Genomic DNA, 13,077 nt, shown 5'->3' with positions numbered 1-13,077 from the left:
CAGTGTTCGTGACGAATGCGACAGCGGCAAGGCAGTGTTCACGGCGCTGCCGGCAACCGTTCACCGCAGTTCACCCGCGCGCCGCTTCCCCCGCCCTACCGTGACCCGTAACCCGAGGTGAGGAGCACCATGCGCGAGGAGTTCGACGCCGCCCTGCTGGAGATCGGCCGCCTACTCGTATCGATGGGAGAGGCCGTCCGTACGGCCATGAGCCAGGCCACCGACGCGCTCATCGCCGCGGACCTCGAACTGGCCGAGGCGGTGGTCGCCCGGGACGCGGCGATCGACGCGATGTACCACGACGTCGAGCAGGGGGTGCACCGCGTGCTCGCGCTGCGCGCCCCGGTGGCGAGCGACCTGCGCGCGGTGGTGAGCGCCCTGCACATCGCCGGCGACGTCGAGCGGATGGGCGACCTGGCCACCCACGTGGCCCGGACGGCCCGCCGCCGGCACCCGGCGCCGGCGCTGCCCCAGGAGCTGGTCGGGGTGTTCCGGCAGATGGGCAACGTCGCCGACCGGCTGGTCGCCGAGATGACCTCGGTGCTGTCGGCGCCGAACGCGGCCAGAGCCGCCCGGCTGAACGAGGCCGACGACGCGATGGACTCGCTGCACCGCCAGCTCCTCCAGGTCGTGCTGGGGCCCGGCTGGCCGCACGGCATCGAGCCGGCGGTGGACGCGGCGCTGCTGGGCCGGTTCTACGAGCGGTACGCCGACCACGCCGTCAACGTCGGCGAGCACGTCGTGTACCTGGTCACGGGCGCGCCCGCGGGCCCCGGCGCCGACCAGCGCCCCTGACCGACCCGGCGCGGCCCGGCGGCGCGGCCCGGCGGGCCGGCGCCGCGGGCCGCGCGGACCGGGTCATCGGCCCTGGTCGGCCACGGCCGCGGCGGCCGCGGCGGCCGCCGCCGGGTCCAGGTAGGTGCCGCGGGCGACCGTCGGGCGCAGGTCGGCGTCGAGGTCGTAGCGCAGCGGCATCCCGGTCGGGATGTTCAGCCCGGCGATGTCCGCGTCCGAGATCCCGTCGAGGTGCTTGACCAGGGCGCGCAGCGAGTTGCCGTGCGCGGCCACCAGCACGGTGCGGCCCAGCCGCAGGTCGGGCACGATCGCGTCGTACCAGTACGGGAGCAGCCGCCCGACCACGTCCCGCAGGCACTCGGTGCGCGGGCGCAGCTCGCCCGGCAGCGACGCGTACCGCGGGTCGCCGGCCTGGGCGAACTCGCTGTCGTCCGGCAGCGGCGGCGGCGGGGTGTCGTACGAGCGCCGCCAGCGCATGAACTGCTCCTCGCCGAACTCGGCGAGCGTCTGCTTTTTGTCCTTGCCCTGCAGCGCCCCGTAGTGCCGCTCGTTGAGCCGCCAGGACCGGCGGACCGGGATCCAGTGCCGCTCGCAGGCGGCCAGGCCCAGCTCGGCGGTCCGGATCGCCCGGCGCTGGAGGCTGGTGTGCACGACGTCCGGCAGCAGGTCGTGCTCGGCCAGCAGCTCGCCGCCGCGCCGCGCCTCCGCCTCGCCCTTCGCGGTCAGGTCGACGTCGACCCATCCGGTGAACAGGCCCTTGACGTTCCACTCGCTCTCGCCGTGCCGCAGCAGCACCAGGGTACCCACAGTCATGGCCCCATCCTGCCCTACCGGCCGGCGCCGCCGGCGGCGTGCGCACCCGCCGGCCGCGGGGTCGTGGGGTCGGCGGGTGCGCCCGCCCAGCATGGCCGGCCGGGCGCCCGCGCGCAGCACCCTTCGGCCGGAGCCGAAGGGTGCGCGGCCGCCGCACATATCCGGGTGCGCCGATGCCCGCCGGGCGGCTAGCATGACCCCCGGTAAGGTACGGCGGAGCAACGGCACATTACCGAAGGCCGGTGGGCGGGGTGGGCCGGCATCGGGGCGCGGCGGAAGGCGGGGGCGGATGCGGGCGGCGCGGCAGTGGCTGTACCGGACCGCGGGCGGGCTGCCCCGGGCGTTCTGGATCCTGTGGACCGGCACCCTGGTCAACAAGGTCGGCAGCTTCGTCGTCCTGTTCCTGTCGATCTACCTGACCACCGCGCGCGGCTTCTCCCCCGCGTACGCGGGCCTGGTCCTCGGCGCGTACGGCGCCGGCGGGGCGCTGGGCGCGGTGGCCGGCGGGGTGCTCGCCGACCGCTGGGGGCGGCGGCCGACGCTGGTCACCGCCCAGCTCGGCGCCGCGGCGCTGATGCTGGCGCTGGGCGCGGTGACCGACCGGGCGGCGATCGTCGCGGTGGCGTTCCTGCTCGGCACGTTCACCGAGGGCGTCCGGCCGGCGGTCGGCGCGCTGATGGTCGACGTGGTGCCCGAGCGGGACCGGCTGCGGGCGTTCAACCTCAACTACTGGGCGATCAACCTGGGCTTCGCGCTGGCCGCCGCGCTCGCCGGGCTGGCCGCGCGGGCGGACTTCGCGCTGCTGTTCGTCGTCGACGCGGCGACGACCGTGGCGATGGCCGTCCTGGTCGCGGTGGGGCTGCGCGGCACCCCGCGGCTGCCCGCCGCGGCGGCGGCCGCGCCCCGGCGCGGGGGCGTCCGGGCGGTGCTGCGGGACCGGGTGTTCGGCGTCTTCCTGCTCGGCAACCTGCTGCTGGCCATCGTCGTCATGCAGCACATGTCCACGCTGCCGGTCGCGATGGGCCACGACGGGCTCGGGCCGGCGACGTTCGGCTGGGTGATCGCGGTCAACGGGGTGCTGATCGTGGCGGGGCAGTTGTTCGTGCCGCGGCTGCTCGGCCGCCGGGACCACTCCGCGGTCCTGGCCGCCGCCGGCCTGGTCACCGGCGTGGGCTTCGCGCTGACCGCGTTCGCCGACACCGCCGGGGTCTACGCGGCGACGGTGCTGGTGTGGACGGTCGGCGAGATGATCAACGTACCGGCGGCGAACACGCTCGTCGCCGGGCTGGCGCCGGACAGCATGCGCGGCCGGTACCAGGGCATGTGGTCGCTGTCCTGGCAGGTGGCGAGCTTCAGCGCGCCGATCCTGGGCGGCTGGGTACAGCAGCACGGCGGCGACACGGTGCTCTGGCTGGGCTGCGGCGGGATCGGCGTGGCCATCGCGGCGCTGCACCTGGCCGCGGCGCCCGCCCGGCGCCGCCGGATGGCGATCGCGGCGAGCCTGGCCGGCGCCCTGCCGACCGCGTCCGGGGCGTCCGGGCCGCTGCCGGCCGAGCCGATGCCCGGCGAGCCCATGCCCGCGGCGGCGGGCGAACCCCCACCGGGGACGCCCGCACGGGCCCGCTGACCGCATCGCCGACAGAGGGCCCGAACCATATCGTCCGGAGACAAAGGAAACCGGCGAGGTCCTGTCGCGCACGAGTGCGCAGCAGGGCCCGCCGGTTTCGTTGGCCGTTCCCCAACGGCAAGGCGACCGAGGTCGCCCATTCCCCACCCCATGCTCCACCCGGTCGCGGCGCCGGCCCGCTCGCGCGGGCGGCTGCCACTGCCGTGGAGCCCGGGATCGGCACCGTGTCCCAATCCGGTGCCGGCTCCGACTTTAGGGAAAGGATTCATGTACGACAACCGTTTGCGAATGTCGCTCGGGTCACATTCGGGTTGCCGGTTGACCACGGGAAGTGATCACAATTATCCGGTGCCGACCCCGGTGTCCGATCCGGCCGGTGCGGCGTCCGCCGGCATGAGGTGGGCGAACGCGCGCAGATTGGCCACCGACTCGCCCCGGCTGCGCCGCCACCGCCACTCCCGCCGGATCGACTCGCCGAACCCGATCGCCAGCATCGTGTCGAACGACTCGTCGGCGTACGTCAGCACCGCGCCGAGCAGCCGGTCCAGCTCCTCCTCGGTGACCGCGGCCAGGCCCACCCGGCCGGTGAGGTACACGTCGCCGGCGCCGTCGATCGAGAACGCCACCCCGTACAGCCGGGCGTTGCGGCGCAGCAGCCAGGCCCACAGGTCCTCGCGGCGCTCGTCCGGCTGGCGCATCACGAACGCCTCCAGCCGCAGCGCGTGCTCGCCGACGATCAGGTTGCAGACCGTCCTGAGCTTGTGCGTACCGGGGAGGGTGACCGCGTACGACCGCGGCCCGGTCCGCTCGCACGGCAGCTCGCGCTCCGCGCACACCCGCTCGATCAGGTCGGCGACGGCGGCCGTCACCGCGTCGCCCCGGCCATGAGCGCCCGCAGTCGGCGCCGGTTCGTCACCATCGCCTCACCGTAGACGGCGAGCAGCTCGTCGACCGTCCGGTCCCAGGAGAACCGCTCGGCGTGCGCGGCGGCGCCGGCGCCGAGCGCCGCGAGCCGGGCCGGGCGGGTGAGCAGCCGGCCGAGGTCGGCGGCCCAGGCGGCCGGGGAGTGGCCGTCGACCAGGACGCCGCTGACGCCGTCCCGGACCGCGGTGACCAGCCCGCCGACGGCCGCGGCGAGCACCGGCGTGCCGCACGCCTGCGCCTCCAGCGCGACCAGGCCGAACGACTCGCTGTACGACGGGACCGCCACCAGGTCGGCCGCCCGGTACAGCGCGGCCAGCCGGTCCGGCGGCAGCGGGGCGAGGAAGCGCACCCGGTCGGCGATGCCGAGCCGGCGGGCCAGCTCGATGAGCGCGGTCGGCCGGTCCAGCCCGCTGCCGCTGGGGCCGCCGACGACGGCGACGGTGAGCCCGGCGAGGGCGGCCGGGTCGCGGCGGGCGAGCGCGGCGACGGCGCGCAGCAGCACGTCCGGGCCCTTGAGCGGCTGGATCCGGCCGACGAACGCGACGATCCGGCCGTCCTCGGGCAGCGCCAGTTCGCGGCGGGCCCGGCGGCGCACGGTCGCCGCGCAGCCGGCGGCCGGCGGCCGGAACCGCTCCAGGTCGACGCCCGGCGCGACGACCGCGACCCGGTCGGCCTCGGCGCCGTACCCGTCGACGAGGTCGCGCGCCTCGGCGGCGGTGTTGGTGATCAGCCGGTCGGCCTCGCCGACGACCTGCTCCTCGCCGATGACCCGGGCCATCGGCTCGGGGCGGTCGCCCTCGGCGAGCTGCGCGTTCTTGACCTTGGCGAGCGTGTGCGCGGTGTGCACCAGCGGCACGCCCCACCGCTCCTTGGCCAGCCAGCCGACCTGGCCGGACAGCCAGTAGTGCGAGTGGACGAGGTCGTACCAGCCCGGCGGCCGCCCGGCCTCGGCGCGCAGCACGCCGGTGCTGAACGCGCACAACTGCGCCGGCAGGTCCTCCTTGACCAGCCCCTCGAACGGGCCGGCGACGATGTGCCGGACCCGGACGCCGGGCGCCATCTCGACCACGGGCGGCAGCCCGCCGGCGGTGGCCCGGGTGAACACGTCCACCTCGACGCCGCGGGCGGCGAGCCGGCGGGAGACCTCGGCGACGTAGACGTTCAGGCCGCCCGCGTCGCCGGTGCCGGGCTGGTGCAGCGGCGAGGTGTGTACCGATACGGTGGCGATGCGCCGCGGCGTGTCCCCTGCCCGTTCCGCCACCCTGTGCTCCCTCCGGTCGAGTGCCCAGCGGTGGGAACGCCCGTACCGCGGGACATCTTCCCGCCGCCGGCGACCGAAGTGAATCCCCGGTGACCGACCTCTCGCCCGGGCCGGCGGGCGGCGGGCGACAATGTGGCCCATGAGCACACCGATCGCCGTCGTGACCGGCGCTTCCAGTGGCATCGGCGCCGCGAGCGCCCGCCGGCTGGCCGCCGAGGGCTTCCACGTCGTCGCCGCCGCGCGCCGCGCGGACCGCCTCGACGCACTGGTCAAGGAGATCACCGCGGCCGGGGGCGCCGCCACCGCGGTGACCTGCGACGTCACCGACGATGCCGCGGTCGCCGGCCTGGCGTCCGCAGTGGCCGATTTGTCCGGTGAGGTGACACTCCTGGTCAACAACGCCGGCGGCGCGCACGGCACCGAGTCGATCGAGGCGGCCGACCCGGCGGACTGGCTGCGGATGTACGAGGTGAACGTCCTCGGCACGCTGCGGGTGACCCGGGCCCTGCTGCCGGCGGTCGAGGCCGCCGCCGGGACCGTCGTGGTGATCGGGTCGACGGCGGCGCTGGCGACGTACGAGGGCGGCGGCGGGTACGCCGCAGCCAAGCACGCCGAGCGGGCGTTCGCCGAGACGCTGCGGCTGGAGCTGTGCGGGCGGCCGGTCCGGGTGGTGGAGATCGACCCGGGGATGGTCCGGACCGAGGAGTTCGCGCTGGTCCGCACGCGCGGCGACGCCGCGGCCGCCGCGGCGGTGTACGCGGGCGTGGCCGAGCCGCTGGTGGCCGCCGACGTCGCCGACTGCGTGGCCTGGTGCGCCAGCCGCCCGGCGCACGTCAACATCGACCGGCTGGTCGTCCGGCCGCTGGCCCAGGCGGCGCAGCACCGGGTCCACCGGGTGCCGTGAGCCGGCGGCCGCTCGGCGTGATCACCCGCGGGACCACGAACCCGCAGCGGCTGCGCGCGCTGGACCTGTGGCTCGCCGACCGGTACGCCGACCGGCTGCGCGCGGCCGCCGACCCGCTCGTCGTCGACCTCGGCTACGGCGGCTCGCCGGTGACCACGGTGGAGCTGCGGGCGCGGCTGGCCCGGGTCCGGCCGGACGTCCGGGTGGTCGGCCTGGAGATCGACCCGGCCCGAGTGGCCGCGGCGGCGCCCGCCGCCGACCCGCCGGGGCTGGACTTCCGCCGCGGCGGGTTCGAGCTGGCCGGGCTGCGGCCGGTGCTGGTCCGGGCGGCGAACGTGCTGCGCCAGTACGACGCGGTCGACGTCCCCGCCGCCTGGGCGGCGGTCACCGGGGCGCTGGCGCCGGGCGGCGCGCTGGTCGACGCGACCAGCGACGAGCTGGGCCGGCACGCCGCCTGGATCACGCTGGACCCGGTGCCGTCCGCGCTGACGCTGGCCGCCCGGCTGCGCCACCTGGACCGGCCGGCGACGCTCGCCGAGCGGCTGCCCAAGGCGCTGATCCAGCACAATGTCCCCGGTACCGGGGTGCACGCGCTGCTCGCCGCCCTCGACACCGGCTGGGCCGCGGCGGCCGGGTCGTTCGGCGCGCGGCAGCGGTGGCGGCGGGCCGTCGCGGCGGTGGCGGCGGCGTACCCGCTGCTGTCCACCGACGCCGAGCACCGGCGCGGGCTGCTGACCGTCCCGTGGTCGGTGGCGGCCGCCGGGCTGCCGCCCGGAGCCGTCGCCGGCGACGGTTGAACCGGGCGCCGGGCCGCCGCTACAGGGCGCAGTTGACCAGCACCGGCTCCGGTTGCAGCGTCACCCCGAACCGGTCGTGCACGCCGGCCCGCAGGTGCCGGGCCAGGTCGAGCAGCGCGGCGGTGCTGCCGGCGCCGCGGTTGGTCAGCGCGAGGGTGTGCTTCGTGGACAGTCCGACCCCGCCGCCGAGGCTGAACCCCCTGCCGAACCCGGCGTGCTCGATCAGCCACGCCGCGCTGAGCTTGACCGTGCCGTCGGCGCCCGGCCAGCCGCGCGGGGCGTCGCCGCGGGCGGCCAGCGCGGCGTGCGCGGCGGCGTCCAGCACCGGGTTCATGAAGAACGAGCCGACCGAGTACGTGTCCGGGTCGGCCGGGTCGAGCACCATCCCCTTGCCGGCGCGCAGCGCGAGCACCGCCGCCCGCACGTCGGCCAGCGGCGCCCGGCCGCCGGGCTCGACGCCGAGGGCGCCGGCCAGCTCGGCGTACCGGATCGGGGCGGACAGCGGCACCGCGGCCAGCCGGAACGTCACGTCCAGCACCACCCAGCGGGTGCTGCGCTTGAACCGCGAGTGCCGGTAGCCGAACCCGCAGTCGGCCGCGGCGAGCGTCCGGACCACCCCGTCGACCCGGTCGTACACCCGGACCGCGGTGATCGTCTCGGCGACCTCCCGGCCGTACGCGCCGACGTTCTGGATCGGCGTGGCCCCGGCCGAGCCGGGGATGCCGGACAGGCACTCGAGCCCGCTGTACCCGGCCTCGACCGCCCGGGCGACCACGCCGTCCCACGGCTCGCCCGCGGCGACGGTCAGCGCGACGGCGTCGCCGTCCCGCCGGGGGGTGAATCCGCGGCTGCGGATCAGCAGCGCCCGCCCCGGTACGCCGGCGTCGGCCACGACGACGTTGCTGCCCCCGGCGAGCACCACGGAGGGCGTCTCACCTGCGACGTTTTGAATAATTTCGTCCTCATTCGCCGCGATGACCAGCTCCGCGGCCGGACCGCCCAGGCGCAACGTGGTGTGGACGGCGAGCGACAGATCCGCCACGGCGGGCACATCGGAGTTATCGTCGGACACGCCACCACCCTAGGCCGGGCGCCGGGGTCACCCCCACGTCGGCCCGCCAACGGCAGTGGACCGCGCGCGGGTCCGGCCGACCCGCACGAGGCGAGGGGGTGCGGGATGCACCGGATCATCGGCGGCAAGGACTTCTGGCTGGCCGCCCTGCGGCACGACGGGGCGGCGCTGCGCTTCGCCACCGAGTCGGCGGACGGCGCCGCCCCGGTGCCGAGCTGCCCCGGCTGGACCCTGGAGACGCTCGTCGGCCACGTCGGCCGGGTCTACTCGTGGATGAGATCGCACGTGGACCGCGGCGTGACCGAGCCGCCCGAGCGGCTGGTCGACCACCGGGTCGAGGTCCCGCCCTGGCCCGCGGCGGCGCAGTGGTGGGCCGAGCGGTACGAGCTGCTGCTGGCGACGCTGGAGCACCTGGACCCGGCGCTGCCGGCGTGGAACTGGGCCCCGCAGAGCAAGACGGCCGGGTTCTGGTTCCGCCGGGCCGCCCAGGAGACGGCCATCCACCGGTGGGACGCCGAGGCGGCGACCGGCACCCCGGTGCCGACCGAGGCCAAGCTGGCCGCCGACGGCGTGACCGAGGTGCTGGACACCTGGCTGCCCGCGGGCCGCTGGCTGGCGCCGGGCCCGCACGAGGGGGTGGTCCGGCTGACCGCCACGGACATCGCCAGCGAGTGGTACGTCCGGCTGCGCGGCGGCGGCATCGCCCTGCTGGACACCGACACCCTGCTGGATTCGGAGGAGCACCCGACCACGGCGACGGCCGCCGGTACGGCGAGCGACCTGCACCTGGCCCTGTGGGGCCGGATCCCGATGGGCACGCTGGCCACGACGGGCGACACCGCCCTCCTCACGGCCCTCCGCCCCGGCTGACGCCGGCGCTCCACCGGGACCGGGTGCATGCGCTGTCGCGGGAGCGACCACGGATGCACCCACCCGCGCGCGGTCGGCGCGTCAGGCGTTGAGGAAGCCGGAGATGCGGGTGCGCAGGTCCGCGCGGGCCGTCCACAGCACGCCCGGGCGGTCGTACACGTGCAGGGTGGCGTCCGGGAGGGCGGCCGCCAGCTCCTCCGCGACCGCCGCGGGGTGCAGTTCGTCGCCGCGCGCGCCGAGCACCAGGCAGCGGGCGGTGACCCGGCGCAGGTCGGCCCGGTCCGGTACGGCGACCGCCTCCGGCAGCCCCGCCAGCGCCGGCGCCAGGCCCTCGGTGCTGAGCTGCTCGACCCGCTGCCGCAGGTACGCCCAGCCGGCCGGCGTGTGCCGCACGGTGGGCGGGATGTCCCGGGCGACCGCGTCGGCGATCCGGGCCGGGTCGCCGTCCTCGATCGCGGCGAGCAGCTCGGTCAGCCGGAGCCGGGCGACCGGCCCGCGCGGCCGGTCCAGGACGGCCGGCAGGAAGAACACCGCGTGGCTGAACCGCTCGGGGCTCTCGACCAGCAGCCGGGCCAGCGCGCCAGCACCCAGGCTGACCCCGACGGCCCGGTCCGCGCCGGTCAGGTCGGCCACCGCGCGCAGGTCGCGGGCCAGGTCGGCGTACCCCCAGGGGCCGGCGGGGGCCGCCGAGCGGCCGTGCCCGCGGAAGTGGAAGAACTCGCGCCGCCCGGCCACCCCGCTGCCCAGCGGCCGGGTCTCGGCGATGCCGTTGCCGAGGCCGTGGGCGAAGATCGTGACCGGCTCGCCGGAGCCGGTGCTCAGGTGCTCCAGCTCGACGCCGTGCGGCGTCGGGACGAGCGCGGTGGGCGTCGGGGGCAGGGTGGGCCGGCCGCTGCGCGGGGCGCTCGGGCCCGGGCCGGAGATCCGCGGGCCGCCCTCGGGAGGCGGCGGCCAGCGGAAATCCCTCACCACATGCCCCGGCCGTCGGTCAGGCCGCGCAGCCCCGCGCGGACGTCCAGCAGGTACACCAGGCCCGCCGCCGCGCCGATGAGCTGGGCGAGCAGGCCGAACGGCAGCCCGCCGCCGCCCCCGCCGCCGTTGACCAGGTCGACGAACGCGAACAGCGTCTGGAACAGGCTGAGCAGCCCGGTCAGCCCGAGCAGGGCCAGCCAGCCCGGCTTGGGCAGCGTCCCGATGGCGGTGAACGCGTCGGCGCGCTGGGTGAGGCAGTGCCCGAACGATACGACGGTGAGGCCGGAGGCGATCAGCCCGACGACCAGGTCGAGCGCGGCGACGACCGTCAGATAGAAGAGCGGCGCGGTGAGGGCCATGCGGTCAGCTTATGCCGGGTGGCGGGGGTGCGCCTGCCACACCCCCGCTGGCCGGGCCGGGTGGCCGGGCCCGCCCCAGCCGCCCCGGTCAGGACCGGTTGTCCGGCCCGTCCCGGTGCGGCTCCGGGCCGGACCCGTCGCGCGGCTCGGGCGCCGGGGCGGCCTTGTGCGCGGTGAGGCCCGGCTTGCGGGCGCCCGCGCCGCCGGTGTCGGCGGCGGCCGGCGGGGGGACCGTCTTGCGCGGCTTGCGCGCGGCGGGCTTGCCGGCCGGCCGGGTCGCGGCCGGTACGGTCGCCACGCCCCTGGCCGGCTCCGCCGGCTCGGTCGCGTGCCCGACCACCCGCTCGCCCCGCACGACCAGGTCGCGGTAGATCTCGCCGGCCTTCTCGGTCGCCTGGTACAGCGCGCTGCGCGCGTCGGACCGCAGCTTGTCGAACTCGCCGGCGGTTGCCCGTTCGCGCAGGGTGGTGGCGCGTCCGCGCAGTTGGTCGACCGCGGCCGGCAGGTGCTTGCGCAACTGCTGGAACGCCAGGTCGCCGGCGCCCGCGGCGGCGTACAGCGGATTCGGGATGCGGTTCTTCGACTCGTGGCTCATGACGGCTCCTCCGGGCTCGGTGCGTGGCGTTGGTTCTCCCGCTTGAAGGTCTCGTAGATCTGGGTCAGGGACTGCTTCTGCGCGGTGGTCAGGTCGGGGTCGCCGGCGATCGCCGCCAGCACCCCGGGGCTGTGCGCGCCGTCGAGCAGGCCGGCCCGCAGGTACATCAGCGGCGTCGACACCCGCAGCGCGGTCGCGAGCTGCTGGAGCACCTCGGCGCTCGGCTTGCGCAGCCCCCGCTCGATCTGGCTGAGGTACGGGTTGCTGACGCCCGCCTGCTCGGCGAGCTGCCGGAGCGAGATCCGGGCGCTGCGGCGCAGGTCCCGGATGAACTCGCCGACGTCGCGGCTGCCCTCGGTCACGCACCGACGCTAGCCCGCCGCCGCTAGCAACTGCAAGCAGAATGCTTGCAAAAGTTAGCGGCGTCACCAAAGGGCACGCAGGCTGCCCACGACGGCCGCGCCGCCGGTCAGCGGCACCTCGGCGGACCGGTCCAGCACGTCCCCGCGCACGCCCAGCCGGCGCAGCGCGGACACCAGCACCGGCGGCCGGGCCCGAACCCCGCCGTCATCGATCTTGAGGGCGACCGCGCCCACGCCGGGCAGCGCGGCCACCCACACCGCCTCGGCGCCGACCTTGCACAGCAGCCCCGGTACGCCGGCCATGAACGCGGTGTCCGGCGCGCCGGTGCCCGCGACCAGCTCGGGGTGCGCCCGCATCGCGTCGGCCACCCGGCGCTCGACCGAGCCGACGTCGCCGTGCACGATCCGCAGGTACGCCCGGGCCAGCCCGGTCAGCGAGGCGGCCAGCACCGGCGCCCCGCAGCCGTCCACGCCGGTGGCCACCGCCGGCTCGCCGGTGAACTCCTCGATCGCCAGCGCCAGCCGCTCCTGCAGCGGGTGCTCGCGGTCGAAGTACTCCTCCAGCGGCCAGCCGTTCTCCCGGCAGGTGAGCAGCATCCCGGCGTGCTTGCCGGAGCAGTCCATGAAGATCCGGGCCCGGCCGCCGCCCGCCGCGTACAGGGCGGCCCGGGCGGCCTCGCTGTGCGGCAGGGCCGGCGGGCAGCGCAGCGCGGTCTCGTCCAGGCCGGCGCTGCGCAGCAGCGCGCGCACCCGGGCGATGTGGAAGTCCTCGCCCCAGTGGCTCGCGGCGACGAGCGCGAGGTCGGCCGGGTCGGCCAGGCGCAGGCCGGAGCGGAGCATGCCGATCGCCTGCAGCGGCTTGCTGGACGAGCGCGGGAAGATCGCCCCGGTCACGTCACCGGCCGCGGCGACCGGCGCGCCGTCGGCGTCCAGCACGACGACCGAGCCGCGGTGCTGCCCCTCGGCGAAGCCGGACCGCACGACCTCCACCAGCGGCGCGCCGCCCTCATACGCTTTGCCCATGCCCCCGACCGTACCCAGTTGATCACGACGAGACGGCCCGAACGGTACGTGAGCCGGGCGCCGGCCGCGCGCCCGGGTCCGCCGTCCTTACCGGGCCTTGAGCGCGAACGCCAGGTGCATCGTGGCACCGTCCGCCTCGGTGGTCCACTGGATCGAGCCGGCCGCGCTGTTCGGCCCGGCCTTGGCGGCCAGGACGACGTCCAGCGACACCGACTGCCCCTGCGCCTTGCCGGACGCGGCGGGCAGCTCGTCGGTGTACGTCCACGGGTCGGCGCTCGGCCCGGTGAACGGCTTGGTCGTGGTCACGTACTTGCCGGCGAAGCCGGGCAGCAGGTAGTTGACCTCGCTGCTGGCGGTCGCCCCCTCGGCCAGCGTCGCGGCGCCGACGAACCGGGCCTGCTTCAGCTCGGCGGTGTACCCCGCGGGCGCCACCACCCGGAAGTTCAGGCTGCACGTGGCGCTGCCGCTGGCCACCGGCTCGCCGCTGTCCACCTGGCCCACCCGGACGGCCATCGGCGGCATGGCGATCGCCACCACGTTGTTCTCCTGCACGCCGACCAGCTTCGGCTTGGCCGAGGCGCAGGCGCCGCTGTGGCCGATCAGGCCCTTCACGGTGATCGCCGGGTCGGCCCCGGCGGTACCGGCGACTGCCGTGCCCGCGGTCGCCAGCAGGCCGGCGCCGAGGGCGATTCCGAATGTCATT

The 13,077-nt window shown here is 76.5% G+C and carries 14 protein-coding genes and 1 pseudogene; 5 read left to right on the top strand and 10 right to left on the bottom strand.

What is annotated here, in order from left to right:
- Nucleotides 1-129 precede the first annotated feature (129 nt).
- Nucleotides 130-795, top strand: coding sequence for a phosphate signaling complex protein PhoU (gene phoU, locus IEY94_RS10675; RefSeq protein ID WP_189169964.1), 666 nt, complete (start codon nt 130-132; stop codon nt 793-795).
- A gap of 63 nt (nt 796-858) precedes the next feature.
- On the opposite strand, the gene IEY94_RS10670 is transcribed toward phoU, so the two are convergent.
- Entirely contained in the window at nt 859-1,608 is a 750-nt protein-coding gene (locus tag IEY94_RS10670; protein ID WP_189169963.1) for a phosphoglyceromutase, read from the bottom strand.
- 289 nt (nt 1,609-1,897) lie between these two features.
- Here IEY94_RS10670 and IEY94_RS10665 point away from each other — a divergent pair, with 289 nt between their 5' ends.
- Complete coding sequence (locus IEY94_RS10665; RefSeq protein ID WP_189169962.1) at nt 1,898-3,235, top strand: MFS transporter; 1,338 nt, start codon at nt 1,898-1,900, stop codon at nt 3,233-3,235.
- 341 nt (nt 3,236-3,576) lie between these two features.
- Here IEY94_RS10665 and IEY94_RS10660 read toward each other — a convergent pair whose 3' ends face one another.
- Both IEY94_RS10660 and mshA read right to left on the bottom strand, forming a co-directional pair.
- Nucleotides 3,577-4,104, bottom strand: a complete 528-nt coding sequence (locus IEY94_RS10660; RefSeq protein ID WP_229783535.1) for a type III secretion system chaperone family protein — start codon at nt 4,102-4,104, stop codon at nt 3,577-3,579.
- Nucleotides 4,101-5,420, bottom strand: coding sequence for a D-inositol-3-phosphate glycosyltransferase (gene mshA, locus IEY94_RS10655; protein ID WP_229783533.1), 1,320 nt, complete (start codon nt 5,418-5,420; stop codon nt 4,101-4,103). Before mshA ends, IEY94_RS10660 begins: the two co-directional genes overlap by 4 nt.
- A gap of 139 nt (nt 5,421-5,559) precedes the next feature.
- Between mshA and IEY94_RS10650 the strand changes: the two genes are divergently transcribed.
- Together IEY94_RS10650 and IEY94_RS10645 are read left to right on the top strand one after the other, a co-directional pair.
- Nucleotides 5,560-6,324 carry an SDR family oxidoreductase gene (locus IEY94_RS10650; protein ID WP_189169960.1) on the top strand — a complete coding sequence of 255 codons (765 nt, stop codon included), beginning with the start codon at nt 5,560-5,562 and terminating at the stop codon, nt 6,322-6,324.
- A complete protein-coding gene (locus tag IEY94_RS10645) occupies nt 6,321-7,121 on the top strand; it encodes a class I SAM-dependent methyltransferase (protein WP_189169959.1) in 801 nt (266 codons plus the stop codon). Before IEY94_RS10650 ends, IEY94_RS10645 begins: the two co-directional genes overlap by 4 nt.
- A 19-nt stretch (nt 7,122-7,140) precedes the next feature.
- On the opposite strand, the gene IEY94_RS10640 is transcribed toward IEY94_RS10645, so the two are convergent.
- Nucleotides 7,141-8,193, bottom strand: coding sequence for a UDP-N-acetylmuramate dehydrogenase (locus IEY94_RS10640; RefSeq protein ID WP_189169958.1), 1,053 nt, complete (start codon nt 8,191-8,193; stop codon nt 7,141-7,143).
- 105 nt (nt 8,194-8,298) lie between these two features.
- Between IEY94_RS10640 and IEY94_RS10635 the strand changes: the two genes are divergently transcribed.
- Nucleotides 8,299-9,063, top strand: coding sequence for a maleylpyruvate isomerase family mycothiol-dependent enzyme (locus IEY94_RS10635; protein WP_189169957.1), 765 nt, complete (start codon nt 8,299-8,301; stop codon nt 9,061-9,063).
- Nucleotides 9,064-9,144: 81 nt separating this feature from the next.
- Here the strand turns inward: IEY94_RS10635 and IEY94_RS10630 are convergent, their stop codons facing one another.
- The 6 genes and pseudogenes from IEY94_RS10630 to IEY94_RS10605 form a co-directional block, all read right to left on the bottom strand.
- Entirely contained in the window at nt 9,145-10,032 is an 888-nt protein-coding gene (locus tag IEY94_RS10630; protein ID WP_189169956.1) for an alpha/beta fold hydrolase, read from the bottom strand.
- Nucleotides 10,029-10,394 carry a DUF2516 family protein gene (locus IEY94_RS10625; protein WP_189169955.1) on the bottom strand — a complete coding sequence of 122 codons (366 nt, stop codon included), beginning with the start codon at nt 10,392-10,394 and terminating at the stop codon, nt 10,029-10,031. Before IEY94_RS10625 ends, IEY94_RS10630 begins: the two co-directional genes overlap by 4 nt.
- An 88-nt stretch (nt 10,395-10,482) precedes the next feature.
- Nucleotides 10,483-10,989 (bottom strand): hypothetical protein, encoded by a 507-nt coding sequence (locus IEY94_RS10620; protein ID WP_189170278.1) that lies wholly within the window; start codon nt 10,987-10,989, stop codon nt 10,483-10,485.
- 20 nt (nt 10,990-11,009) lie between these two features.
- Nucleotides 11,010-11,351, bottom strand: a pseudogene (locus IEY94_RS10615) (helix-turn-helix domain-containing protein); the annotation flags it as partial.
- A 63-nt stretch (nt 11,352-11,414) separates the two neighbouring features.
- Nucleotides 11,415-12,374: an asparaginase gene (locus IEY94_RS10610; protein WP_189169953.1), complete on the bottom strand. Its 960-nt coding sequence runs from the start codon at nt 12,372-12,374 to the stop codon at nt 11,415-11,417.
- A gap of 87 nt (nt 12,375-12,461) precedes the next feature.
- Complete coding sequence (locus tag IEY94_RS10605) at nt 12,462-13,076, bottom strand: DUF4360 domain-containing protein (protein ID WP_189169952.1); 615 nt, start codon at nt 13,074-13,076, stop codon at nt 12,462-12,464.
- Nucleotide 13,077: the final 1 nt, after the last annotated feature.

Source organism: Pilimelia anulata (genome assembly GCF_014647895.1).
In the GTDB taxonomy this organism is placed as follows: domain Bacteria; phylum Actinomycetota; class Actinomycetes; order Mycobacteriales; family Micromonosporaceae; genus Pilimelia; species Pilimelia anulata.
Note: the sequence above shows the minus strand (reverse complement) of the source record. Positions and strands in the feature narration are given on the sequence as shown.